Source organism: Cupriavidus taiwanensis LMG 19424 (assembly GCF_000069785.1).
GTDB classification, from domain to species: Bacteria; Pseudomonadota; Gammaproteobacteria; order Burkholderiales; family Burkholderiaceae; genus Cupriavidus; species Cupriavidus taiwanensis.
Genome location: NC_010530.1, coordinates 1246660 through 1271524, shown reverse-complemented (window position 1 = coordinate 1271524; position 24865 = coordinate 1246660). Strand labels below are relative to the sequence as shown.

Genomic DNA, 24865 nt, shown 5'->3' with positions numbered 1-24865 from the left:
GCGCGCGCGACAGATAATGGCTCCGGATGCCGGTTCCGCCCGGCACGCCGGTGTTGCAGAATCGTGGCATCGCATCGACGTTGCAGGCAAGGCATACCCTACCGCATGAGCAAAGACATCCTGGTACTTGGCGCCGGCATGGTTGGCGTCTGCACGGCGCTGGCGCTGCGCCAGCGCGGCCACACGGTAGTGCTGGTCGACCGGCAGGCGCCGGGCCGCGAAACCTCCTACGGCAATGCCGGCATCATCCAGCGCGAGGCGGTGCAGCCTTACGCCTTCCCGCGCGAGTGGACCGCCGTGTTGCGCGTGATGGCGCGGCAAGGCAACGATGTCCATTACCATCCGCGCGCACTGGCCGGCCTGATGCCCGCGCTGGCGCGCTACTGGCACGAATCCGCACCGGTCCGCTATACGCAGACGGTCGCCGCATACAGCGCGCTGATCCGGCACTGCCTGACCGAGCATGCGCGACTGATCGCGCTGGCCGGCGCGCAGGACCTGGTCAGCAAGCGGGGATGGCTTCAGGCCTATCGCACCAGCGCGGCGTTCGAGCGCGATGCGGCGCAGGCCGAAGCGGTGTCGCGCGAGCACGGCCTCGATTGCCGGATCCTGACCGGCGCCGCCCTCGCCGCCGCGGAGCCGGCGCTGCGCGGGTCGCTGGCAGGCGCGGTCCATTGGCGCGACCCCTGGACCGTCGCCGACCCTGGCGAGCTGGTCCAGCGCTACGCTGCCTGCTACGAGGCCGCCGGGGGCATCCTCAGCCGCGGCGACGCCACCACGCTGACGCCTGCCGGCGGTGGATGGAGCGTGTCCACGGCCGACGGCATGGTCACGGCGCAGCACGCGGTCATCGCCCTGGGCCCCTGGGCGCCGGCGCTGACCCGGCCGCTCGGCTACCGCATTCCGCTGTTCGTGAAGCGCGGCTACCACCGCCACTACGCTGCCCCTGCCATGCCCGCCCTGCCGCTGCTCGATACCGAAAACGGCCTCTTGCTGGCGCCGATGAAGCGGGGCCTGCGCCTTACCACCGGCGCGGAGTTTGCGCGCCACGAGGCACCCCCTACCCCGGTGCAGCTGCTGCGGGCCGAACGCTATGCCAGCGAGCTGCTGGAACTCGGCGCCCCCGTCGAGGACACGCCGTGGCTGGGGGCGAGGCCCTGTGTCGCCGACATGCGCCCGGTCGTCGGCCCGGCGCCGCGCCATCCGGGCCTGTGGTTCCACTTCGGACACGCGCACCAGGGCTTTACCCTCGGCCCTGCCACGGCGCGGCTGCTTGCCGAGCTGATCGACGGCGAGACGCCGTATGTGGATGCCCGACCGTACGATCCGGCACGCTTCGGCCCTTGAGTGCCGGTGCCAGGAAGGCCGGCCTGCGGGCAACGCAGGCGGCTGGTGCTAGGCCTGCCCTGCCCCTGCCCGAAGGTCCGTCATGATCTGTTCGGCGAGGAAATCGCAGGGCGGCCGCTTGGACTTCGCGCTGCGCGCGAGAATCAGCTCGAGCGGCGGCAGGTCGGGCAAGCCATGGGCCTGGCCGAGCACGGTCAGTTGCGGCGGAATCGCGCAGCGGGCCAGTGCGGCGACGGCCAGGCCGGCCTCGACCATGCTGAGCAGACCCAGCAGGCTCGGGCTCTCGTACGAGGTGCGATGCGCGATCCGTGCGCGATCGAGGCTGCGTATCGCGTTTTCGCGCGCCACGCTGCCCGGCATGAACACGGCGATGGGCAACGGCCGGTCCTCCCAGACTTGCGGCCCGTTGGCCATGGCGGCCCATGCCATCGGCTCATGGCGGATAAAGTCGCCAGACAGACCCTTCACGCGCGTGCCGCAGACCAGGTCGACGGTCCCGTCCTTGACCAGCGGCGCGAGCGCGCTGCTGGGCAGGCCGATGACCTGGATCTCCACTTTCGGGTACGTCGTCGAGAATTTTTTCAACACCGACGGCAGCAGCGATGACGCGTAGTCGTCGGGCACACCAATCGCCACCTTGCCCGTCACCTCCGGCCGTACCACGGCCGCCCAGGCTTCGTCGCGCAGGGCCAGCATCCGCCGGGCGAAGCCCAGCAGCACTTCGCCCTCGTGCGTCAGCACGATGCTGCGCGGCCGCCGCACGAACAGGGGCCGGCCCAGCGCTTCCTCGAGCGCCCTGATCTGCATGCTCACCGCCGATTGCGAACGGTTCACCGCTTCCGCGGCCCGCGTCATGTTGCCGGTCTCGGCGACGGCGATCACCGTCGCCAGGACATCATGGTCGAGCATCTTCATAGCTATCAGAAAAACTGAACGCAACGATCAATATTATGCGTTTTCCTTCTGGGAAACGGCATGCGATATTTTTGCAACACCCGACAGAACGCACGTGGACAGCAAACCGGCGCCGCGCCTGACCGTGCGCTTCCGGCATCCGCCCTGCCAGCATGGACAACCCAGCCGCTTCGCTACTCGTCGACCACCCGCTACGCGCTTCCCTCGTCGCGGAATTGCATGCCCGCCCCTTTCTCCGGCTCAGCGGCAGCGTGTCCCTGACGCACTACGCCATCTACTCGGACGAGGATCCTGCGATCCACGAGTCTCTGGTGCGCACACTGTGTGAACAGACCGGCATGGCGCTGCCGGCGGACGGCGTCACGCACTACGCCGTGCAATCTGCGTTCGGCTGGCATCTGAAATGGGAGCGCCACACCGAGTTCTCCACGTTCACGTTCGTCAGTCCGCGCGACGACACCGACTACTTCAACGACCTTGCCATCCACGGCGTTCCCGCAGACTGGCTGGCGCTGCTGGCCGGCAAGCGCTTCCATGCGGTCCGGATGGAGCTGCTGTCTGGCCAGGCGGCGGCGGCCGTGAGCGGCAACCTGCGCGATTGGCTCGACGGGCCGGTTCTGGTCGGCAGCGATGTCCTGGGCGGCGGCAAGGTCTACTGCGACTGGAACGTGCGGGCCGACGGCTATATGCGCATCCTGGCGATCGACGAAGACTTCCGCGAGGAACAGGGCGGCAGGCTGCTGCAACGGCTCTACGAGATCGAGACGTACCGGATGATGGCGTTGCTGGCGTTGCCGGTCGCACGCAAGCTGGGGCGCGAGCTCGACGACATCCACGCATCGCTGCAGGAGCTGATGCGGGCCATGGACGCACGTCGCGCCGGCGAAGACGATGCCGGACTGCTCGACAGGCTTACCGAACTGGCCGTGCGCGTGGAATCGCTGTCCGGGCACAGCGGGCGCTTCAGCGCGTCGCGCGCCTATGAGCGCATCGTGCTGGCCCGCATCCAGGAGTTGCGCGAGCAGCGCATCGAAGGCATGCCGACCATCGCCGAGTTCATGGAGCGGCGTTTTGGCCCCGCCATGGAGACGTGCCGCAGCGTCTGGTCGCGCCACGAACAGATCGCGGCGCGGGTTGCGCGCGCGGTGGACCTGCTCCGCACCCGCGTCAACCTGGCCCAGGAGCGGGACGTCACCAGGCTGCTGGCCGGACTGGAACGTACCGCGCGCAACCAGTTGCATCTGCAGCACGCCGTCGAGGGGCTTTCCGTGGCGGCGATCTCCTATTACGTTCTGTCCATCGCGGCAGCGGGATTGAAGGCATTGCATGTCGTCCGGCTACCGGTGGACCCTGAACTGGCCGAAGGCCTGCTGATACTTCCGGTGGTGCTGATCGTGTTCGGCGTCATCAAGCGCAGCCGGACCCGGACACCCCAAGATGGCCCGGTCCCGGCAGGCCATTCCTGAAGCGTCCGAGACACCTGAATGACATTCCATCGAGACACGCTTATGCACGCCATCACCACCGTTGCCCCCTCGCCTGTATCGTTGCCTGGCGCTGTCCGGCAAGCGCCGCAACCCGGCCCCAATCGCGCGGGCAAGCCCAGGACCCCCACGGAAGTGCTGACAGACAACTCCAACGACCGCCCGGACGTCGCGACAATCGCGGTGCTCGGCTACAACTAAGGCAAGAACACCCGCCCGGATCCCGGGCGGGCAGACCCTCCACGTCAAAATTTCTCCGGACAGTTCCGTCCGCCCCTCCCCGGTTCCATCCGCGCAGCCGTCCTGCCAGGTGCTACCATTGCGCGGCATGCTGAACGACGGCCAGCCAATCCGTCCATCGCCGCGGCGATCGCGTCAGGCGATGCCATCGAACCTTCCATGGAACTGCGTCAACTCCGCTACTTCACCAAGGTCTGCGAACTCGGCAGCTTCGGCAAGGCAGCGCTCGAACTGGGACTTGCGACCTCCGCGCTCAGCCAGCAGATCAGCAGGCTCGAGCGCGAACTGTCCACGCGCCTGCTGCAGCGCCAGTCCACGGGCGTGGTGCCCACCGATGCCGGACTTGCCTTCCTTCGGCAGGCGCAGCTGACGCTGCGCCACGCCGACGATGCGGTACGCGCCGCGCAGCAGGCACGGCTGTCCGGCCATGTCAGCATCGGCCTGGCTTCTACGACCGCCGCGGTGCTGGGCGTGCCCCTGCTGCGCGCCATGGCGACACGCTATCCCGACGTGCGGGTCCACGTGGTCGAGGCGCTGTCCGGGCACCTGAGCGAGATGCTCAATGCGCGCCGGCTGGACCTGGCCATCGTGTTCCGCACCGAGACCGCGCGCCGCTGGAGCGTGACCCCGCTGCTCGACGAAAAGCTTTATGTCCTTGGCGCGGCAGGCTTGCCGGGACTGCCGGCCAGCCAGCGTGCCCGTCTTGTCCAGCTGGGCGAGTTGCCGCTGATCCTGCCAAGCGCCACCCATGGCCTGCGCGCCCTGCTCGATGCGGCCTTTGCGCGCGTGCGCGTGACGCCGAACGTGGTGGCGGAGATCGACGGGCTGTCGATGCTGATGGATGCGGTGCGCGCGGGCTTTGGCGCCACCATCCAGCCAGGCGCGGCCACCGCGCGCCTCAATGATCCGACCCTGGTGCGCTCGCTGGTCGCCGATGCCCAGGTGGGACGGCACAATCTGCTGGCCAGCCTTTCCGACGATGAACTGTCGCCCGCGGCACTGGCGGCGCGGGTCGTGCTGGCCGATACCGCGCGCCGCCTGGTGCGGGACGGCGCGTGGTTCGGCGCGACGCCGCACAAGGATTGAAAGCGGGACGCCTGCCGCGGCCCGCCTGAACGCCGCGATTCGCCGCCACGTTGCACACGTGCGGCGCAATGCTTCGAGCGCCAGGCCTCAATCGACCGTGATCTTCCGCTCCCGGACGATCGCGCTCCACTTTGCGCTCTCCTTCTTCATGAACGCGAGCAGTTCCGGACGCGTGGTCGGCTGGGGCGTCAGGCCATGCTTGTTCAGGGCGTCTTTCACCGCGGGATCGTTGAGCACCTTGACGATCTCCTGGTTCCAGCGATCGAGGATGGGTGCCGGCGTCTTGCCCGGGGCCACGAAGGCATACCAGTTCAGCGCCTCGAACCCCGGATAGCCGGATTCCGCCACGGTGGGCACGTTGGGCAGGTACGCCGGCCGCACCGGGCCGGTAGTGGCCAGCGGCACCAGCTTGCCGGCCTCCACCTGCGGCATCGCCGTCGGCGGCGCCGCGAAGTACGAGGTCACGCGCTGGCCGAGCAGATCCTGCAGCGCCGGCGCACCGCCCTTGTACGGGATATGGACCATCTCGATGCCGGCACGCTGGTTGAACAGTTCGCCGGCAAGATGGGACGCGGAGCCTGCGCCGGTGGACGCGTAGTCCACGGCCCCGGGCTTCTTCTTCGCCAGCGCAACCAGTTCGGCCAGGGTCTTCACGCCGGCGCCCTTGTGCACCACCAGCATATTGGGAAAGTTCACGCCGCCCGATACCGGGGCCAGGTCCCTGAACGGATCGTAAGGCAACGTCATCAGGTGTGGCGCGATGGTCAGCGGCCCGATCGAGCCGAACAGCAGCATGCTGCCGTCTGCCGGGCCGCGCGCCACCAGCTGGTGGGCGATATTGCCGCCGGCACCGCCGCGGTTGTCGACGACTACCGGCTGGCCGAGATTGTCGGCCAGCTTCTTCGCGATCAGCCGCGCGGCGGCATCGGCCGCGCCGCCAGCGGCAAAGCCGACCACCAGCGTGACCGGCTTGCCGCCGGCGATGGGCTGCGCTTGCGCAACGCCCGATGCAAGGGGAAAACAAAGCGCGGCAAGCAAGGTGGCGCGCAGGATCAGTCGACGGTCCATCGAATCGGTCTCCGTATTGTCGTTCTGGAAAGGGTCGTTCTGGAAAGCTGTGGGGATCGGCCGGCGGGCGGCCGGTCACTCCGCGCCGAGCCCGATCGGGTTCGGGCGGCGTTTCTCCACCGCATGGCGCAGCAGCGCGGCACTGCGAAACACGCCGTGTGCAAATTTCCCGTAGGGCATGGTGGCGAACAGCGCCATCACGGCACCCAGGTGCAGGCACAGGAGGATGGCCAGCGCCGGCGTGCCGCGCCCCAGCCACAATGCCAGGCCGCTGGTGGCGGTCAGGAACAGCAAGGCGATGAAGCCCAGGTCCATCTGCCGCTGGCCATGAGCCAGATGCAAGCGATGGCGTTGCAGGTTGAGCCACCCCAGGCCCGCGGTGCCAATCGCGAGGCTGACGCCGCCGAGCGCACCGAGCACCTTGGGCAGGCTCGGCAGTTCGTATGGCGCGTGCCAGCCGAAGGCATAGTGATAGATCGTCGCCACGGCGGTTGCGGCAAAGCACAGCAGGAATCCGTAGAACGTCAGGTGATGGAAACGCCGGCGCGACAGCGTGAAGGCGTCGTCGGCGTTGTTGCAGCCGGCACCGTGGCCGCCGTCGAGGTATTTCAGCCGCAGCACCGCGGCCCCGGCTTCCGCCGCCGCCGGCGCGCTCACTGGCTCGCCGCTGGTCGCCGGGGTGACTTCACGCCAGAACCGGCGCACGCCCATTGCCAGCGCCAGCACGACGAACCCGAATACCGGCGCAAACATCGACACCAGCAGGTGATGCGGGAACAGCGCGTAGAAATTACCCCTGGCCGGGCCGCCCCACAACGTACCGTTGAGTGCCACGGCCAGCAGCAGGAACAAGCTCAGGCCGAGCGCCAGGGCCAGCGACATGGCAAGGCCGTTGCGCCGGTACAGCGCGCCGAGCGCCGGCGGCCAGGCATAGTCCTGGTAGGTCTGGCCACGGACCTCGGCCATCGCCACCGGGACGTTGACGGCGAACTCGTGCGGCGGCGCGTACTGGCAGGCATGCAGGCACGCCCCGCAGTTGTGGCACAGGTTGGCCATGTAGTGCACGTCGGCGCGGCCAAACTCGAGCCGCCGCGTCATGGCGGGGAACACCGCGCAGAAGCCTTCGCAATAGCGGCAGGCATTGCAGATCTGCAGGATGCGCGCGACTTCCCCTTCGGCAGCCGTCAGTGGCAAGACCGGATGGATCGGAATCACGCGTCGCTCCGCCCCGCCCACGCCTTGCGCGTCGGCACGAGCCTGATCGACCAGCTCAGCTAGCGATGGCATTGGACTGCTCCATGTCGAAATCGGGATGTTGGAAGCCGCAGGCACGGGCGGCACCCGCGCCGGCGATGCGGCCGAACGCCGTGCCGATCGCCATGCCGACGCCGGCGGTATAGCCCTTGCCCAGCACGTTGCCGGCCATCATCTCGCCGGCGACGAACAGGTTCGGGCTGGGCCTGCCGCCGAAGTGGACCTGCGCCCGCTCGTTGACCTTGAGGCCCAGGTAAGTGAAGGTCACGCCGGGGCGCAGCGCGTAGCCGATGTAGGGCGGCGTGTCGAGCGGCCGTGCCCAGTGCGTCTTGGGCGGCGCAATGCCAGCGGTGGCGCAGTCGTCCAGCACCGTGTGGTCGAAGGTGCCAGGCCGGCACGCGGCGTTGAATTCCTGCACGGTGCGCACGAAGGTGGTTTCGGGCACGCCGAGCTTGCGCGCCAGTTCGTCGAGCGTATCGGCACGCGTGCCCGGAAACACGGGCGGCATGAAGCGGCCGATGGCCTTCTGATCGATGATCGAGAAACCGATCTGGCCCGGTTGCTGCGCGACCAGCCGCCCCCAGATGGCATATCGCTTGGGCCAGAAGTCCTCGCCCTCGTCGTAGAAGCGTTCGCCGTCGCGATTGACGACCACGCCGAGCGAGACACAGTCGATCCGCGTGCAGATGCCGCCGTCATAGAGCGGCGCGCGGGCGTCGATCGCCACCATATGGGCCTGGGTGGGATCGCCGATCGCATCGGCGCCTGCGTCGATCATATGGCGCAGCAGCACGCCCTGGTTGAAACGCGTGCCCCGGATCAGGAAGTTGTCCGACGGCCACTCGCCGCGTTCGTTCTGGCCCCAGGCTTCGCGCAGCCAGTCCCGGTTCGACTCGAAACCGCCGGCGGCCAGCACGCAGGTCCTGGCCTCGATCCGTTCGCAGGACGCGGTCACGGCCGCGACGAAGCGGTCGCCATCGCGCTCGATGGCAACCACCGGCGTGTCGTAGCGGATCTCGGCGCCAAGCGCCTCGGCACTGCGGAAATAGGCATTGACCAGCGCCTTGCCGCCGCCCATGAAGAAGGCATTGGTGCGCGCCACATGCAGCGCGCCCGACAGCGGCGGCTGGAAATGCACGCCGTGCCGGCGCATCCATCCCCGGCAGCGCGACGACGCGCGGATCGTCATGCGCGCCAGATGCTCGTTGGTGACGCCACCGGTGACCTTCAGCAGGTCCTGCCAGTATTCCTCTTCGGGGTAGGCATCGACCAGCACATCCTGCGGCGCCTCATGCATGCAGCGCAAGTTGCGGGTGTGCTGCGAATTGCCCCCGCGCCATTGGCGCGGCGAACCCTCCAGCAGCAGCACCGACGCACCCGCCTCGCGCGCCATCAACGCGGCGCACAGCGCGGCATTGCCGCCGCCGATCACCAGCACATCTTTCATGGGGGAATCTCCTTGTGGGCCCGACTGTAAGCAAGGCCCGGTGGAGACGAAAGATGATGGCGATTAAGGCGTGTTCAGTTTTTGTGAAGGGTTGGGGCGCCCAAACGCCAACAGCGGGGCCGGCCCAAACCGTACCCCGCTGCCGTCGTCCTTCCCCAACCCCCTCAGGGCTTGACCGCGATCGCCCCGATCTCCACGGCAACGTCGCGCGGCAGGCGCGCGACCTGGACCGTCGCCCGTGCTGGCGCAACGCCGGTGAAGTAGGTCCCGTAGACCTCGTTCATCTTGGCGAAGTCGTTCAGGTCCTTCATGTAGACCGTGGTGGAAACCACGTCCGCCATCGTCATGCCGTCGGCCGCGAGCACCGCCTTCAGGTTGTCCAGCACCAGCCGGGTCTGGGCCTCGATGGGGGCGTCCTTGAGCAATTCGCCGGTCTTGGGGTGGATCGGGATCTGGCCGGCAAGATACAGCACGTTGCCGGCGCGGATGGCCTGGGAGTATGGGCCGATGGCCTTGGGGGCGTCGGCCGATGCGACGGCGCGCAGCGTGCCGCCGTGCTGGGCGCAGGCCGACAGCGAGGCCAGGCCGCAAAGGGCCGCGGCAATCAGGGGGACAGATCGTTTCATGGTCTTGACTCTTGTCGTGGTGAAGCGGGACCGGCTACGCCATGGCGCCGGACAGGGTCCACATCGATTCCACCAGCCGGTCGATGTCGTTCGCGTCGTGCCACAGGTGCGTGGAAATGCGAATGCCGTAGTGCTGGGCCGGCGCGCCGATGACCTCGAAGTTCACCGAGCGGATCACGAAGCCCGGCGCAAAGTCGCTCAGCATGCGGTTCACGAACATCGTGGCCTTCTGCTGGTTCATGGCATCGTCGCGGTTGCGGAACGGATTGAAGCAGGTCAGCGCGGACAGCAGTTTCGGATCGTCCTTGGGCGAGTACAGCGACTCGACGCCCCAGCGTTCGACGATCTTCTCCTTCAGGTACGCGGACAGGGTCAGGTCATAGGTCTCGATCTTCTTCCTGCCGATGGTGTCCCACATCTCGCAGGCGCGCGCCAGCGCCCGGAACATCGGCACGTGCAGGCTGCCGCAGGACGTCACCGTGGCGGCGATGTCGTAGGCGCCGCGCGCCTGCCTGACGTAAGAGCTGGTATGAATCGGATACCACTCCGGCAGCGGCAGCGGATTGGACGGGCGCATCTTGTTGCGGATCACCAGGATGCCGGTGGAACCCGGGCCGCACTGCCACTTGTGGCCGGCGCCGGACATAAAGTCCATGCCCAGCGCGCCGTAGTCGTACGCCATCATGCCAGGCAGGTGGGCGCCGTCGACGATGCTGATCAGGCCATGGGTCTTCACCACCTGCATCAGGTCTGCAATCGGCAGCATGGTGCCGGTCTTGTAGGTGGGCGACGACCACATCATCGCGCGTACCCGCTTGCCCTGCCCCTTCAGCGCGCGGATGCGCTCGTCGAACAGCTGGACATAGGTGCTGGCGGTCTGGTTGTTGCCGACCGGCAGCGCAATGGTCGAGATCTCGATGCCGTAGCGGTCCACCGCGATACTGAGCGGGGTCAGGCCACCGCCGTGCTCGTGGTTGGTAGTGACCACCACATCGCCCGGCTCCCACTTGATGCCGAGGATGGCGTGGCACATGCCCGACGACGTATTGCCGGAGAACGCTACTTCGTCGCCGTCGACGCCGAAGCCCTTGGCCACGGCCGCGCGCAGGTCTGCAAGGTTGCCATAGCCGCTGGAAGAGTCGGCGGCCTTGGCCAGGTTCTCCTGGCTGAAGACATCGAGCACCACCTTCGGCATCGAGCCGCCAGTGCCGATGTTCATGTAGACCTTCTCGGGCTTGAGCACGAACATGCCCTGGACCTCGTTCCAGAAGGCTTCATCCTGTGCCAGCTGCGAGCGCAGGTCGGACGAAGCCGCCGACGCGTCGTCGGAGCACGCGCTGATCAGCGGCGCAAGCGCCAGCGACCCAGCGCCGTAGGCCAGCATGCGCAGGAATTCGCGCCGTTTCGGCGTCCACGTCGCCAGTTCTTCCGCATGCGGTGGTGTCGCGACAGCCGCTCTCTGCTTTTGCTTCAGCTCGTCCATGATGCTCTCCCGTTGTGTCCGACGACCGGCGCACTGGCAGATCCGCTTGCCTGGCGCCTGTTCTTCGAAAAAAGTCTACGCAAACAACGGCCGCGACAGCAGCACGACTTTCCCCTACGCAGTAATACAGAGAGCGTGTTTCGCGCCCCAATGATGGTGCGCACCACCGCCCTGCCCCGGTGCCACCGCACCAGGCATGGACACATCGCACGGGTCCGGGGCAATCAGCAGTCCGCGGCCAGCGCCGCGTCGGCCAGCTCGATGGGATGCAGGTCGGAGAAGTGCACCGCGTACTTCACCAGTTCGGCACGGCCGCCAACCCGGAGCTTGCGGCGCAGGTGCAGGCGGTGGGTCTCGACGGTGCGCACCGAAGTGCCAAGCCGCTCGGCGATCTCCTTGTTGGAGCGGCCCTCGGCCAGCAGCTTCAGCACCGTGGCCTCCTTCGGCGTCAGCGCGCGGCGTGAGGACGGCGGCGGTTCGTCGGTGTGCAGGAAGGCCTGCAGTTCGGCGTTGAGGTAAGTGCCGCCGGCCGCGACGGTGCGGATCGCGGTCACCAGCTCGTGCGCGGGCGCTTCCTTGAGGACGTAGGCCGCCACGCCGAGGGCGAAGGCGCGCCGCACGTATTCCGGGTCCTTGTGCATCGACAGCGCGATCACGCGCACGGACGGAAATTGTTCGGCAAAGCGCGCGGCAAGCTGCAGGCCGTTGGCATCGGGCATGTGGATGTCCGAGACCACCAGGTCGGGCGCATGCCGCCCGGCCAGGACGATGGCTTCCTCCACGCTCGCCGCCTGGCCTATCACGGTCATTTCGCCAGTGGCCTCCAGGCGCAGGCGGACGCCGTCCAGTACGAACGGATGGTCATCGACCAGCAGCACACGAAGGTTGGCGGTCATGCGGCAGGTCTCCTTGCAGGGGAATGATGGCCAGGCCTGCGCGCGGCGCGGGTCCTGGCTTGTGTGGCGGGCTCTGGCTGCGCCAGGCGCAGCCGTGCCTCGACACGCGTGCCGTCGGGGCCGGTATGCACGGCAAAGTCGCTGCCTTCCAGGCTTTCGATGCGTTCGCGCATATTGCGCAGGCCGATGCCGCCCTTGCCGTCGGCGCGGACCTTGTTCAGGTCGAAGCCTTGGCCGTTGTCCGCGATCGTCAGCGCGACGTGATGGGCGCTGCCGGCCAGCGTGACCTGGACCCAGCCGGCCCGCGCGTGCGTCATGGCGTTATTCAATGCCTCCTGCGCAACCCGGAACAACGCGGTCCGCTGGGCCTGCGACAGCGCCGGGATGGCGCCTTGCTCGGTGAAGCGCAGGTCGACGGCGCGCTGCGGGCGCAATTGCTCGACCAGCATGCGCAGCGCGGCGGCCAGTCCCAGGTCGGCAAGCAAGGCCGGATGCAGGCCGTGCGAGACGCGGCGGATTTCTACCAAAGCCTCCTGCAGGCGGCCCAGCCCCTGCGCCAGCAGCGCCTGCGGCGCGTGGCCGCGCGATGGCGGGCGCTCCTGCGCCGGGTTCTTCTGCAGCGCTTGCGTGGCGTCCTGTTCCAGATGAACCTGCGCTGTTTCCAGCAGATACTTGGACGACACCAGCACCTGCACCACGCCATCATGCAGTTCGCGTGCCACGCGCGCCCGTTCCTCTTCCTGCGAACTCACCACGCGGCGCGCCAGGCGCCGCAGTTTCTCGCGGGAGATGCGCGAGTTGCGCAGGTTCCACGCCAGGCCGGCAAGGCTGATCAGCATGACCGAACCGATTGCGAAGGCCGTCAGCCGCATCTGGGTATCACGCAGCGTGCGCGACGCGTTGGCATCGAATGCCGCCAGTTCGCGCTCGATGTCGTCCATGTAGAGGCCAGCGCCGATGATCCATCCCCATTGGTCGGCAGTCCTCACATACGACATCTTTGGCGCTTCGGCCCGCGAGGACGGCTTGATCCAGTTGTATCGGACAATGCCGCCGCCCGCGTGGGCCTGGCTGATCAGCATTTTGGCCTGGTCGCTGCCGGTATCGGCGGGGTCGCAGAAGTCGACCCCGTCGATGCCCATGCTGCCCGGGTTCAGCAGCACGTTGCCGAAGCGGTCGTAGACAAAGAAATAGCCGTCGTTGCCAAAATGCATGCGCGAGAGCGCGGCGAGCACCTGTTGCTGCAGCGCAGCTTCCTCGCCGCTGCCTTGCGCGATGCGAACCAGCGCGGCATGGCCGAGTTCGACGTAGTGGCGCAGCTCTTTTTCCTTGCTGGCCACGTAGACGGCCTGGACTTGTTTACGGTCCTGCCGGGAATGGCTGACCATCTGGTACGAAACCATCCAGGTCACCAGCAGAAACACCACCAGCATGAAGACCGCCGACAGGGCAAACGTTCTCATGCGGATCGTCATGCTTTGCACACGCGGGGGCAGATGGATCATCGCGGAGGCACAGGGGAGCCGGTCATACTCGGGCTGGCAGGCCGACTGCATGGCCGCCGACGCAACACCGAAGCGGCGTTGGCCGGAATGCCCACGCCGCCACGACAAATCGATTCCCTCCCAGTCCGATTTATCGAAACCGCCCCGTACGCGCGTTCTGGTGCCGCGCTTTGCCGGGTGGTTTCTCGACCCCTGATGCAGTCGGTGAACGGATGGGTCCAACCGATATGCATGAGGAAACCTATGTCGTTTTGTGGCAAAAAGCAAGCAGCGTGCCGGAGCGGCCAGCGCAGGATGCCAGCGCGCTGGCACGTCGATTGGGGCGATTACCGATAACAATGCAGACATGCACCGCGGGCGCGCAAGGAAATGCACCAGAAATATGTGCTGGCGTACTAAGTGGCGCCCCGAAAGCTGCCAAAGTCCCCCTTGCCGGATGTTCGCGCCCTCACGATTTCCCTTCGCGCCGCATAAAGACCCATGCCTGCGAAACGCTTGCCATCGCACCACATTGCCTTGCGCCGGACCGTGAACCTGACGTTCGCCGTCTGCGTGGTCGTGCTGGCAACGGCCGGGTGCGAGCGCGAGGCCGACCGGCGCACCGCGGCACCCTTGCCGCCGGGGACGGCATCCGTGGCGGCTGCGTCCAAGCCTGTGCCCGCGCAGCTGCCCTCGGAACGACCGGCGCCAGCGCCGGCAGCACCACCGCGACCCTGGTTCGACGACATCCTGGATGCCGACGGCAAGCTGGTGCGGGACGCCTACCTGGCCATTGCCTCCGACTACAGCAGCGACGAGGCCATCGCCTATCGTTATGGCCCGGCCAATACCCGGCCGGTGGCGTCGGCGCCCACCCACTGGCAGCCGGGCGACAAGACCTTCTATCCGCATGCCAACGCGTGCTACCAGAAGGAATTCCCCAAGGCCGAGCTGGATTACAGCCTGAAGGTCATCTATCAGCTGGGCCAGCTGGATTGTTCCCGCAACGATTACGGCAGCAATATGGGGGATGTCATTTATCGCGGCGATGCGGCCTCGGACCCTGGCGTGACCTCGCTGCTGACGCTGGCCCTGAGTGCCGGGACGGTCGCCGAGAAACCGCAGCTGCCGTGGGTTTACGGGCATGTCGCGACCGATCCCCAGCTGAACAATCACATTGCCGCCAACGGCGGCGAATTGCCCAGGCGCCCGATTGCCATGGGACGCTGCAGCGAACACGACTGCGCCCAGGCGTTGATCGCGTTCCAGAACGGGTTGATTGCCTCGGTCGGCAGCAATACCGCCTCGCACTCCGCGGCGGTGAAATTGCCTGCGGGCAAGGTGCCCACGGCGATTGCGATCACGACCAATTCAGAATTCGCGCTGGTCACGGTGTGGGATACCGCCAGCTTCAAGGGCCAGGTAGCCGTGCTGGCGCTGGGCAGCCTGGCCGATGGCAGCAAGGTCGGCGGGCCCTATGATTCCAGCGCGGGTTCATGGCCAGGCCTTTACCCCGGCCTGCGCAACATGTCCAACTTCGTCTTTATCAAGCTGCTGGGCTTTATCGACCTGCCCGGCATGGTGGCGCCCACGGACATCTCCGCGGTAACGGATTTTGGCGTGATGCAGGACAACAGCACGCAAGGCTGGCTGATCGACCCGGTCGGCCGGCGCGGCGCCAGCCGGACCATGACCGACGTGAACCCGGCCACCAGCGGCGCCAACCAGAAGAGCTTCACGCGCACGGGCATCAACGGCAGGCTGGTGTCCCGGGCCGGCGTCGCGGCGGTGATCTCGAAGTCCGAGAAAAAGGTGATCTTCCTCGACATGAAGCCGCTGTTCGACAAGGTCAACCGGGCCTACTTCGAAAGCAGCCACGCCGCGCTGCAATCGACGCTGGCCAACACCGGCCTGGGCGATGCCCAGTGGCCCCCCGTATTTGCCGTCGACAATTTCGCGCCGACCATCGTCAAGTCGATCCGCTTGCCGCAGAAGCCCACGGCGGTCAGGATCTCGATCCTGCCGATTCCCGGCCGCGCCTGGGTGGCCACGGAAGAAGGCAAGATCCGCGCGTTCTCCGTGGCCGGCCTGCAGTCCGGCCGCAATCCGGACCCCCGGCTGATCGAGGAGATGCCGAGCGTGCAGGTCGGCAAGAACCCCACCAGCATGAAGCACCATGTTAACGTGGGACTGGGCAATTCCAACACCAGGCTGTGGGTGGTATCTCGCGGCGCGCAGAAGGTCCAGCTGGTCGACATGGTGGGCCTGACCGTCGAGAAGACGCTGCAGGACTCGCGCATCGTCGATCCCATCACGGTCGACGAGACCCAGCAGAACCCGCTGCTGACCAGCGTCATCACCATTACGGACTACACCGGCAGGCAGGTGATGAACTACCGCTATGCGCCGATTGCCCTGCAAGGCGGCAATACCGCGCTGCATATCGGCGTTGGCAAGTCGGGCAATGCGCCCTTCGAGTTCGGCGGCGCCTATGACGTGGCCGGCAAGCCGTTCGATTTCACCCAGAGCAATGTGCCTTGAGCGCCCGGCCCTTTGCCGGCACCCTACGGCGCGCTGACCAGCACCGCGTTGGCCGGGTCCGGCGCCGCGGTCCCCTCCATCACCACCAGCTGCACCGGTGACGGCGCCTGCGGCGACAGCGTCGGCACCACCTCTCGCAGCGGCCCGATCGCGGTGCCGTTGGCCATGCCGGCCGGATTGGTCCGCAAGCTTGCCACCGGCGTCTTCTGCCCGCCCACGTAGATGCTGTATTGCGTTTCCGGCTTCAGCTTGAACAGCGACACCTCCAGCGCGTCGACCACGCCCAGGTTGCGCGCCACCACGAAGCCCCTGGCATCGCCGCGGACCGGCTTGAGCGCAACGTTGAGCGGCTCGGTGTTCGCGCTCGGCACCAGGTTGGCGCTGCCTGCGCCGCCGGGCACGGCGTTGCTGACATAGACCAGCGCCTGCGGCGCCTGGCCCACCGGTACGCGCGCGATGACGCGGTTTTCCGCGGTGTCGATCACATCGACCGCGTCGCCGTTCTCCAGGCCGACATAGACGCGCGAGCCGTCGTCGGCGGCCCAGATGCCATGCGGCAGCGCGCCGACAGGGATGGTCGCGGTCAGCGTGGGCGTGGCGTCCGTGGTGAACACCTTCACCACGTTCTCGCCGCCGACTGTCACGTAGGCCAGCGTGCCGCGCGCGGTACGGGCAAAGGCCAGGTGATTGGTGATGAAGCCGGTATCGAACACGCCCTTCACTGCCAGCTTCTCGGTATCGATACGCGTGACCTTGCCCACGTCCTTGTGCGTCATCCAGACTTCCCTGAAGTCCGGCGAGAATTGCAGGAATGGCGAGAATGGACTGGCCACGTCGAGCCGCTTCACCACCTTGTGCGCCCTGACGTCGATCACGTCCACCACCGGATTGAAGCTGGACACGACGAAAGCCAGCTTGCCCGCCGGGTGGAACAGCACCATGCCGGGCCCGGCCGTGGTCGGGATGCGCCGGGTCTCGCGGAACGTGGCGGGATCGATCACGGAGATATAGTCTTCGCCGCGCACCACCACCCATACCTCTTTTCCGTCGGCAGTGAAAAAGCCCTCATGCGGCGAGCGCCCGATATAGGCGATGCCCTTGACCCGGTTGGTGGCGGTATCGATAAACGCGACCGAGTTGGAGCCATTGGAGATGGCGATCAGCGTCCGGTGGTCCGGGGAGAACCCAAGGCCGTGCACGTTGAGCTCCCCCTTGTACAGCGGCGACAGCACGTCGGGCCGCGCATTGCCCAGCCGGATCTGTCCCAGCAACCGGTTGCCGGCGGGGTCGATCACCGACACGGTGTTGCTGTTCTGGTCCGCGGTATAGACGCGGTCCTGCGGTTGAGGGGCGGCGCCGGCGATCGGCGCGCCGAGTGAAATGGCCAGGGCGGCAAGCGTTCTTTTGTACATGGCAGTTACGGGGCGGGATACGGGTGGCATGGGGCGCAGGACCGGCACAGGCAGTCAACGCGGCTGGGATTGGGACGGCTGGGGCGGCATGGACTGCGGCAGCGTGGCCTGGTAGCGCAGCAGCCACGCCTGCATCAGGCGAATCTCGTTCTGCTGCTCGGTGATGATGCCCTGGGCCAGGTTGCGCAGCGCCGGATCCTTGCCGTACAGCAGCAGCGCCTTGGCCATGTCGATCGCGCCCTGGTGGTGCGGAATCATCATGGCGACGAAGTCGTGGTCGGGGATGCCGTTGGTCGGGGCCTGCGTCATGCCGTGGTGCATTACGTTCATGGCGTCGTCGATCAGGGCGGCATAGGGTTTCGCGGTGCTGGCGATGAAGGGCGGAGGTGCCGCCTGGCCCGGGTGCTGGTGCGCGTTCTCGGCCGGCGCGGCCAGGCTCGCGGCCGACAGGCACAGTGCCGCCAACGCGTGCACCGCGGTGCGGGCGCCATGAGATGAGGAACTTCGTTGCATCGCGGGGTCTCCGGTTGGCCACGGACTGGCGTGGGCCTGGGTCGGGATGGTTTCCTGCGTATACACCTGAGGTGTCTGGACTATTCCGTCACTGACGAAAATTTTTGGTGCTTCCAGGCATTACGGCACTGCATTGCGATGTCGCTGGCGATCCCTTCGGCTTTTCTCCCCCCTTCAAGGCTTGCCCTCCCCCACCGGCTGTCCGTCCAGATACTGCAGCACCTTGAACGCCGCCTTCACGCGCTCCGCGACCGGGTAGTTCTTGTTTGCCAGCATCACGATGCCAATGCGCTGCGAAGGCACGTAGGCAACGTAGGTGCCGAACCCATTGGTCGAGCCGGTCTTGTTGACCAGCATGCCGCTGCGCGCCGCCTGCGGCGGATCCAGCCGCGCCACCGGGTTGGCCTCGAACACCACCTGCGGCGAGCTGCCGGCGAGGACGCTGTCGCGCTGCGCCGGCCAGGCGTACATTTCCCACGCCAGCCCTTGGACCATGTCGCCGACCTTGAAGTAGCCGGTGCGGGTCGTGGCCAGCGCGCGCTGCAGGGTATCGTCCAGCCCGCTGCTGTCGATATTGGCCATGACGAAGCGCATCATGTCGGACGCGGTGGTTTTGACGCCGTAGGCCTCGGCATCCAGCACCCCCGGCGTCACGCGGACCGGCTTGCCGTCCTTCGCGTAGCCATAGGCATAGTCCCCCATGCGCGCCTTCGGCACCGTGATGTAGGTGTTGCGCAGCCCAAGCGCAGGGAACAGCATCTTTTCCATCAGCGCATCGAACGGCTGCCCCATGCTGCGCGCCGCCAGGTAGCCGAACAGGCCGATGCTGGGGTTCGAGTATTGCCGGTGGGTCCCGGCGGCAAAGCGGGGACGCCAGTTGCGGAAATAGTCGACCATCTTGCCGGTATCGGTGACGGCCTCCGGGAACTGCAGCGGCAGCCCGCCGGCTGCATAGGTGCCCAGGTCCAGCAGGCTGGTCGCGCCCACGCTGCTGCCCGCGAGTTGCGGCAGGTATTTCGCTGCATTATCGGCCAGCGACAGGTCGCCGCGCGCCTGCGCATACGCCGCCAGGGTCGCGGTGAAGGTCTTGCTGACCGAACCAATCTCGAACAGCGTGTCGGCATCCACCTTGCGGCCGCCGGCTTTCGCCGCGACGCCGTAGTGGAAGGCATACTGCTTGCCGCCGGCGGTGACGGCCACGGCCATGCCCGGCACATCGTGCGCCTGCATCACCGGCTGGATCGCCGCGTCGACGACGCGCTTGAGCGCGGCCGCATCGACACGCTCGGCGGCATGGGCACCGGCGCCGTAAAGCAGCGCCGCGGCGGCGGCAATGGCTGGCATTGCCTTTTGAAAAATCTTGTTCATATCCAATCGTTGTACCGTGATGCGCCGGCAAGCAGCGCCGCCGGCGCGGGAAATAAGCGAGACTTTACCGGCTCCCCGTCCTCGATGGCCCAAACCGGTGGTCGAACACCGTTGCGGATCGGTCCGCCAGTCATCGTTCTGTCATCCACCCCCGCCAGAATGCGCAGGTCATTCACAGGGGAGACGACATGACGCACGCAATTGAAGTCCGCGGGCTGACCAAATCGTTCCGTGCGGACCGCAAGGCGCTTGACGATGTCACGCTGCAGGTCGCACCGGGCGAAATGGTCGCCCTGCTGGGCGCGTCCGGATCCGGCAAGTCTACGCTGCTGCGCCACGTGGCCGGCTTCGTCACCGGCGACGCCGGCGCCGGCGAGATCCTGGTCAACGGCCGCCACGTGCAGCGCAACGGCCGGCTGGCCGGCAACGTCCGCCAGGTGCGGCGCGAGATCGGTTTCGTGTTCCAGCAGTTCAACCTGGTGGGACGCCTGCCGGTGATCACCAACGTGCTGGTCGGCATGCTGGCGCGCGTACCCAGGTGGCGCGGGTTGCTGCGCATGTTCAAGGCCGACGAAATCCGCAGCGGGCTCGATGCGCTTGCGCAAGTTGGTATAGACGACTATGCCTTTCAGCGGGCCTCCACGCTGTCGGGCGGCCAGCAGCAGCGCGCCGCCATCGCCCGGACGCTGGTGCAGAACGCCAGCGTGATCCTGGCCGACGAGCCGATCGCCTCGCTCGATCCGGAATCCTCGCGCCGCGTGATGTCGCTGCTCAGGCAGATCAACCGCACCCGCAAGGTGGCAGTGGTGGTGTCGCTGCACCAGGTGGACGTGGCCATGCGCTACTGCCCCCGCGTCATCGCGCTGCGCCACGGCAAGGTGGTCTATGACGGCCCCTCGGCGGCGCTGACGCCGGCCATGCTGCGCGACCTCTACGGCACCGAAGCCGATGAACTGCTGCGCGATGCCGTGGCTGAAGACGATGCCGCGGCCGTGCCCATGCCGGCGCCGGCGCTGGTCACGATGAACCTGGCGGCCGCCTGAGCGGACGCTTCAGACTTGTTCCCCCAAAACCGCTTTCCACCGGAGTTGCCCATGCTTCGCAGAACCTTTATCGCCGTCGCGGCCTCGGCCGCGGTCGCCCTCCCCGCCCTGCCCGCCTTTGCCCAGGAGGCGAAGAGCCTGAACATCGGCTTTATCTCGACCGAATCGTCGTCGAACCTGAAAACCGCCTGGCAGCCGCTGATCGACGACCTGAGCAAGACCCTGGGCGTGCCGGTCAAGCCGTTCTTCGCCTCCGACTATGCCGGCATCATCGAAGGCATGCGCTTCAACAAGGTGCAGATCGCCTGGTTCGGCAACAAGTCGGCCATGGAAGCGGTGGACCGCGCCAGCGGCGAGGTCTTTGCCTCGGTGATCGACAAGGACGGCAACCCGGGCTACTGGTCGCTGCTGGTAGTCAACAAGGACAGCGACCTGAAAAGCGTCGAGGATGTGATCAGGCGCGGCAAGGACCTGACCTACGGCGCTGGCGATCCGAACTCCACCTCGGGCACGGCGGTGCCAGGCTTCTACCTGTGGAGCGCCAACAAGGTCGAGCCCAAGACGCTGTTCAAGGCGGTGCGCATCGGCAACCATGAGACCAACCTGCTGTCGGTGCTGAACAAGCAGGTAGACGTGGCGGTCAACAACACCGAAAACATGGAACGCTACCGCATCAACACGGGCAAGAACGCCTATGACCAGGTGCGCGTGCTGTGGAAGTCGCCGCTGATCCCGGCCGACCCGATGGTCTACCGCAAGGACCTGGCGCCCGAACTGAAGAAGGCGATCCAGAGCTTCTTCGTCAACTACGGCAAGGGCACCGATGCGGCGCGCGAGAAGCAGGTGCTGGCGAGCCTGACCTACCAGGGCTTCCGGCCCTCGAGCGATGCGCAGCTGGTGCCGATCCGCCAGATCGAACTGGCGCGCGAAAAGGCCAAGATCGAATCGGACACCACCCTGGCCGCCGCCGACAAGGAAAAGCGCCTGGCCGACGTGTCGCGCCGCCTGGCGGAGCTGGACAAGGCTGCAGGCAAAGCCACCAGCACGCAGTAACCGGCCCGCCGCACCCCACGCATGCTCCTGTCCCGTCGAGGCCGGCGGCCCCACCGCCGCGGCCTCGCACCGCTTTCACCTCTCCCCGCCGGATCCCGGACTGCTCCAATGACTGTCACCGCCACGCCTGGCCTGCCTCCCACGCCCCGAAGCCATGTGCGCCCGCCGCGCACGTCCCTTGCCGTGCCGCTGACCTGGGCGGTGCTGCTGGCCATGCTTGCCCTGTCGTGGCAAGGCGCCGACATGCGCCCGCTCGACCTGCTGCGCGATTCCGACAACATGGCCAGGTTCGCGGCGGACTTCTTCCCGCCCGATTTCCGCGACTGGCGCCATTACCTCGACGAGATGCTGGTCACCGTGCAGATCGCGCTGTGGGGTACGGCGCTGGCAGTGGTGATGGCGGTGCCGCTGGGCCTGCTGTGCTCGGCCAACATCGTGCCAGCCTGGGTCTACCAGCCCGCGCGCCGTATCATGGATGCCTGCCGCGCCATCAATGAAATGGTGTTCGCCATGCTGTTTATCGTCGCCGTCGGGCTGGGCCCGTTCGCCGGCGTGCTGGCGATCTGGATCCACACCACCGGCGTGCTGGCCAAGCTGTTCGCGGAAGCCGTCGAAGCCATCGATCCGCGCCCCGTGGAGGGCGTGCGCGCCACCGGCGCCGGTCCGATCGAGGAAATCGTCTACGGCGTGATTCCGCAGGTGCTGCCGCTGTGGCTGTCGTTCGCGCTGTACCGCTTCGAGTCCAACGTGCGCTCGGCGTCGGTGGTGGGCATCGTCGGCGCCGGCGGCATCGGCACCGTGCTGTGGGAAATCATCCGCAGCTTCCAGTACGGGCAGACCTGTGCCGTGATGATCATCATCATCGTGTTCGTCTCGGCCATCGACATCCTGTCCGCCCAGATCCGCAGGGTGCTGGTCTGAACGCCATGCCGGCCACCGGAGTCTCGCTGGCGCTGCGCGAAGTGCGCGGCTCCGACGCGGAGCTGCTGCACCTGTCCGCGCTGCTGGCCGCGATGGACGGCGAAGCGCCGCTGCCGCTGGCCACCATGCGCGAGCGCTATGCCACCATGCGCCGCTATCCGGACTACCGCTGCTACATGATGGTGGGCGCGGATGAGGTGCCGCTGGGCACCTTCAGCCTGCTGGTGTTCCCGGTGATGGTCCACGACGGTCGTCCCGAGGCCATTGTCGAAGCAGTGGTGGTAGCGCCGGCCGCGCGCGGCATGGGCATCGGCAAGGCCATGATGCGCGAGGCGATGCGGCTGGCACGCGAAGCCGGTGCGGCCAAGCTGGCGCTGTCATCCAATGCGCGACGCCTGGGGGCGCACCAGTTCTATCGCCAGCTCGGCTTTGCCGAGCACGGCATCAGCTTCAGCATCGGGCTCTGAACTCAGGCCTGGCGTGCCGCTGAAGGTGCAGCGCCCACCAGTTGCGCCAGGGCCGCCACCGCGCTGTCCAGTCCGCCGCTGTTGTCGATCTCGACCAGCCGGCATCCGGGCGGCACGGCGAACGCCTGCCGCGCGCGGGCCAGCCGTTTCGCAATCGCGTCTTCCGCTTCGCGTCCGCGCTGGCGCAGGCGCAGGGCCAGCACGTCCGGCCGCACCCGCACATGCACCGCGCACAGCCTGGGGTAGCGTGCCACCGCCTGCGGCAGGTACTCGCGCGAGCCGTTGACGATGACGGTCAGGCCCCGCGCCAGCCACTGCTCGATCTCGATGCCGATGCCGTAGTGCAGGCCGTGGCTGTGCCAGTCCAGCGCCAGGCAGCCCAGCGCCCGGCGGCGCTGGAATTCTTCCGGCGTCAGCGCCACCGAGGCCTCGTTGGCGTCGGCCGCGCGGGTGATGTAGCGATGCGCGATGACGATGCGGTGATCCGTTCCCAGGCGCTCGCGCAGCGCGCGCAGCAGCGAGTCCTTGCCGCTGCCGGACGGGCCCATCAGGTAGAACAGGCCGTGTCCGTCGGCCACGGTCGCCGCGCTCATGTGCCCAGGTACGCCGCGCCGGCGCCGTCCGTGATGCTGCCGTCGAAGCCGTAATGGCGGGCCGCGACAAAGTCTTCGCCCGCCGCGGGCTGCACGAACACGCTGAGGCGGTCGACATGCAAGGGCGATTGCAGCAGCTTGCCGCTGGCGGCTTCCAGTTGCGCCATCGCCGCGCGCTGGCTGGCGGCATCGAGCATGCCGGTCAGGGTGATATGAAAGACGAAGGAGCCGAACACATACGGATAGCCCCATGCGTCAAGCATGCGGCGCTCTTCCTCGCTCAGCTGGTGCGGCGTGCGCCGGGCCAGTTCCTGCGCAGAAGGCGGCGCGCGCAAGGGGTCGAAGGCCAGCACGCAGGCATCGGCCAGCGCCTGCATCGGCGCCGAGCCGCCATCGGCAAGTCCCCACGCGACAAAACCACGCAGCGCGCGCAACGCAAGCGCTGCGTCGAACGGTGCCTGCCGGCGCGCAAGCGCGCGGGCGGTGGCATCGACCATCGCCCCACTGGCGCCGGCGGCAAGCCGGAACGGGGGCTTCAGCGTGGCGTGCAGGCCGTAGTGGGCCGGTGCCCGGGTCCAGTCCGCCGGCACGGCCGGCATGTCGCCGGGCGGGGGCAGCGCGGCCCCGGTGTCGGCGTCGCGCCCCAGCCACTGGCTGCCGAAGGTGCGCAGCGGGCCGGATGGCGACAGGTAGATGGCGTAACGGTACGCGGCTTGAGTCATGCGGCAAGGTTACCAGCGGTGTCATGCGCGCGCAGGCGCAGACTGCCCCGGTTTGGTGGGGTTGACCGCAGACAGTAGCGCAGGCAGATGACAGCCGGATGTCTAGACCAATGCCGCGCCGGCGCTTCAGTCACCGTCGGACACCGTCAGCTGCACCCAGTCGCCGGCAAAGCGCACCACGCTGTACTGCACCGGGTTGCCGTCGATATCGACGTTCAGCGCCTCCACCTGCAGCACCGGGCGCGTCTTGGGCTGGTTCAGCATGCGCGCCACCGGCGCGCTGGGCATCGCCGCGGTAATGCGCGACCACTTGCGCGTGTAATCGGCAATGCCGAAATGCGCGAGCGCCCGCGACACGGACTGCCGGGCATGCAGCACCTCGTCGATGCCGGGAAAACGCTTGACCTCGAAGTAATGCTCGGCCACGTCGATGGTGCGGTCCTCGGCCTTGCCGATCATCTGCACATGGAGCAGCTCCGCGGTGCGCGCCAGCCCCAGTTGTCTGGCCACCTCCGGCGCGCGCACCACCTGGCTGGCGACGACCTCGGTGTGGCCGCGCACGCCCTGCGCCGCCAGGTTCTGCGAGAAGCGCGTGCGGCGTCCGATGGCGTAGTCGATCGCGTGCTCCTGCACGAAAGTGCCGCGGCCCTGCTCGATCCGCACCAGCCCGCTCAGTTCCAGCTCGCCCATGGCGCGGCGGATGGTGTGGCGGTTCACGGCGAAGCGGCTGGCCAGTTCGGGCTCCGGCGGCAATTGCTCGCCCGGCAGGTACAGCTTGTTGCGGATGTCGTCCGCCAGCGCCTCGCCGATCTGGCGCCAGACGGCGACGCCCGAACCCCGTTCCACTTCTCGATCCGACATCGTGCGCTGTCCTCTTGTCATCAAGTGTTAATCCATGTCGT

At 67.3% G+C, this 24865-nt stretch carries 23 protein-coding genes; 9 read left to right on the top strand and 14 right to left on the bottom strand.

What is annotated here, in order from left to right; translation table 11 throughout:
• The first annotated feature begins 105 nt into the window (after nucleotides 1-105).
• Entirely contained in the window at nucleotides 106-1347 is a 1242-nt protein-coding gene (locus tag RALTA_RS21475) for an NAD(P)/FAD-dependent oxidoreductase (protein ID WP_012356036.1), read from the top strand.
• Between the two features lie 48 nt (nucleotides 1348-1395).
• Here the strand turns inward: RALTA_RS21475 and RALTA_RS21470 are convergent, their stop codons facing one another.
• Nucleotides 1396-2262, bottom strand: a complete 867-nt coding sequence (locus RALTA_RS21470; protein WP_012356035.1) for a LysR family transcriptional regulator — start codon at nucleotides 2260-2262, stop codon at nucleotides 1396-1398.
• A gap of 152 nt (nucleotides 2263-2414) precedes the next feature.
• Between RALTA_RS21470 and RALTA_RS21465 the strand changes: the two genes are divergently transcribed.
• From RALTA_RS21465 to RALTA_RS21460, 3 genes are all read left to right on the top strand, one after another.
• Nucleotides 2415-3728: a DUF3422 family protein gene (locus RALTA_RS21465; protein ID WP_012356034.1), complete on the top strand. Its 1314-nt coding sequence runs from the start codon at nucleotides 2415-2417 to the stop codon at nucleotides 3726-3728.
• A gap of 42 nt (nucleotides 3729-3770) precedes the next feature.
• The gene (locus tag RALTA_RS30405) at nucleotides 3771-3947 is read left to right on the top strand and encodes a hypothetical protein (protein ID WP_155892707.1); all 177 of its coding nucleotides are present in this window, start codon (nucleotides 3771-3773) and stop codon (nucleotides 3945-3947) included.
• Between the two features lie 198 nt (nucleotides 3948-4145).
• Complete coding sequence (locus RALTA_RS21460; RefSeq protein ID WP_012356032.1) at nucleotides 4146-5072, top strand: LysR family transcriptional regulator; 927 nt, start codon at nucleotides 4146-4148, stop codon at nucleotides 5070-5072.
• Nucleotides 5073-5159: 87 nt separating this feature from the next.
• On the opposite strand, the gene RALTA_RS21455 is transcribed toward RALTA_RS21460, so the two are convergent.
• The 7 genes from RALTA_RS21455 to RALTA_RS21425 form a co-directional block, all read right to left on the bottom strand.
• Nucleotides 5160-6140 carry a Bug family tripartite tricarboxylate transporter substrate binding protein gene (locus RALTA_RS21455; protein WP_012356031.1) on the bottom strand — a complete coding sequence of 327 codons (981 nt, stop codon included), beginning with the start codon at nucleotides 6138-6140 and terminating at the stop codon, nucleotides 5160-5162.
• Nucleotides 6141-6215: 75 nt separating this feature from the next.
• The gene (tcuB, locus tag RALTA_RS21450) at nucleotides 6216-7427 is read right to left on the bottom strand and encodes a tricarballylate utilization 4Fe-4S protein TcuB (RefSeq protein WP_041232762.1); all 1212 of its coding nucleotides are present in this window, start codon (nucleotides 7425-7427) and stop codon (nucleotides 6216-6218) included.
• A complete protein-coding gene (gene tcuA, locus RALTA_RS21445; protein WP_012356029.1) occupies nucleotides 7411-8841 on the bottom strand; it encodes an FAD-dependent tricarballylate dehydrogenase TcuA in 1431 nt (476 codons plus the stop codon). The genes tcuB and tcuA overlap by 17 nt, the downstream gene beginning before the upstream one ends.
• Nucleotides 8842-9005: 164 nt before the next feature.
• A complete protein-coding gene (locus RALTA_RS21440) occupies nucleotides 9006-9467 on the bottom strand; it encodes a RidA family protein (protein WP_012356028.1) in 462 nt (153 codons plus the stop codon).
• A 34-nt stretch (nucleotides 9468-9501) separates the two neighbouring features.
• A complete protein-coding gene (locus tag RALTA_RS21435; protein ID WP_012356027.1) occupies nucleotides 9502-10950 on the bottom strand; it encodes an aminotransferase class V-fold PLP-dependent enzyme in 1449 nt (482 codons plus the stop codon).
• 224 nt (nucleotides 10951-11174) lie between these two features.
• On the bottom strand, nucleotides 11175-11846 hold the full coding sequence (locus RALTA_RS21430) for a response regulator (protein WP_012356026.1): 672 nt from the start codon (nucleotides 11844-11846) through the stop codon (nucleotides 11175-11177).
• On the bottom strand, nucleotides 11843-13309 hold the full coding sequence (locus tag RALTA_RS21425) for a cache domain-containing protein (protein ID WP_240991197.1): 1467 nt from the start codon (nucleotides 13307-13309) through the stop codon (nucleotides 11843-11845). The genes RALTA_RS21430 and RALTA_RS21425 overlap by 4 nt, the downstream gene beginning before the upstream one ends.
• 522 nt (nucleotides 13310-13831) lie before the next feature.
• Between RALTA_RS21425 and RALTA_RS21420 the strand changes: the two genes are divergently transcribed.
• Nucleotides 13832-15871: a hypothetical protein gene (locus tag RALTA_RS21420; protein ID WP_012356024.1), complete on the top strand. Its 2040-nt coding sequence runs from the start codon at nucleotides 13832-13834 to the stop codon at nucleotides 15869-15871.
• Nucleotides 15872-15894: 23 nt separating this feature from the next.
• On the opposite strand, the gene RALTA_RS21415 is transcribed toward RALTA_RS21420, so the two are convergent.
• The 3 genes from RALTA_RS21415 to ampC all read right to left on the bottom strand — a co-directional run bounded on the left by RALTA_RS21415 (nucleotide 15895) and on the right by ampC (nucleotide 19140).
• Complete coding sequence (locus tag RALTA_RS21415; RefSeq protein ID WP_041232549.1) at nucleotides 15895-17283, bottom strand: YncE family protein; 1389 nt, start codon at nucleotides 17281-17283, stop codon at nucleotides 15895-15897.
• 54 nt (nucleotides 17284-17337) lie between these two features.
• The gene (gene copM, locus RALTA_RS21410; protein ID WP_012356022.1) at nucleotides 17338-17796 is read right to left on the bottom strand and encodes a CopM family metallochaperone; all 459 of its coding nucleotides are present in this window, start codon (nucleotides 17794-17796) and stop codon (nucleotides 17338-17340) included.
• A gap of 174 nt (nucleotides 17797-17970) precedes the next feature.
• On the bottom strand, nucleotides 17971-19140 hold the full coding sequence (gene ampC, locus RALTA_RS21405) for a class C beta-lactamase (protein ID WP_301332034.1): 1170 nt from the start codon (nucleotides 19138-19140) through the stop codon (nucleotides 17971-17973).
• Nucleotides 19141-19352: 212 nt separating this feature from the next.
• Here ampC and phnC point away from each other — a divergent pair, with 212 nt between their 5' ends.
• The 4 genes from phnC (at nucleotide 19353) to RALTA_RS21385 (ending at nucleotide 22648) form a co-directional block, all read left to right on the top strand.
• On the top strand, nucleotides 19353-20207 hold the full coding sequence (phnC, locus tag RALTA_RS21400; protein WP_012356019.1) for a phosphonate ABC transporter ATP-binding protein: 855 nt from the start codon (nucleotides 19353-19355) through the stop codon (nucleotides 20205-20207).
• 51 nt (nucleotides 20208-20258) lie between these two features.
• Nucleotides 20259-21260 (top strand): phosphonate ABC transporter substrate-binding protein, encoded by a 1002-nt coding sequence (gene phnD, locus RALTA_RS21395; RefSeq protein ID WP_012356018.1) that lies wholly within the window; start codon nucleotides 20259-20261, stop codon nucleotides 21258-21260.
• Nucleotides 21261-21368: 108 nt separating this feature from the next.
• Nucleotides 21369-22181: a phosphonate ABC transporter, permease protein PhnE gene (gene phnE / locus RALTA_RS21390; RefSeq protein WP_012356017.1), complete on the top strand. Its 813-nt coding sequence runs from the start codon at nucleotides 21369-21371 to the stop codon at nucleotides 22179-22181.
• 5 nt (nucleotides 22182-22186) lie between these two features.
• Nucleotides 22187-22648 (top strand): GNAT family N-acetyltransferase, encoded by a 462-nt coding sequence (locus tag RALTA_RS21385; protein ID WP_012356016.1) that lies wholly within the window; start codon nucleotides 22187-22189, stop codon nucleotides 22646-22648.
• Nucleotides 22649-22650: 2 nt separating this feature from the next.
• Here RALTA_RS21385 and phnN read toward each other — a convergent pair whose 3' ends face one another.
• The 3 genes from phnN to phnF all read right to left on the bottom strand — a co-directional run bounded on the left by phnN (nucleotide 22651) and on the right by phnF (nucleotide 24824).
• The gene (gene phnN / locus RALTA_RS21380) at nucleotides 22651-23241 is read right to left on the bottom strand and encodes a phosphonate metabolism protein/1,5-bisphosphokinase (PRPP-forming) PhnN (protein ID WP_012356015.1); all 591 of its coding nucleotides are present in this window, start codon (nucleotides 23239-23241) and stop codon (nucleotides 22651-22653) included.
• A complete protein-coding gene (locus RALTA_RS21375) occupies nucleotides 23238-23963 on the bottom strand; it encodes a DUF1045 domain-containing protein (RefSeq protein ID WP_012356014.1) in 726 nt (241 codons plus the stop codon). Before RALTA_RS21375 ends, phnN begins: the two co-directional genes overlap by 4 nt.
• A gap of 126 nt (nucleotides 23964-24089) precedes the next feature.
• A complete protein-coding gene (phnF, locus tag RALTA_RS21370; RefSeq protein ID WP_012356013.1) occupies nucleotides 24090-24824 on the bottom strand; it encodes a phosphonate metabolism transcriptional regulator PhnF in 735 nt (244 codons plus the stop codon).
• Nucleotides 24825-24865 lie beyond the last annotated feature (41 nt).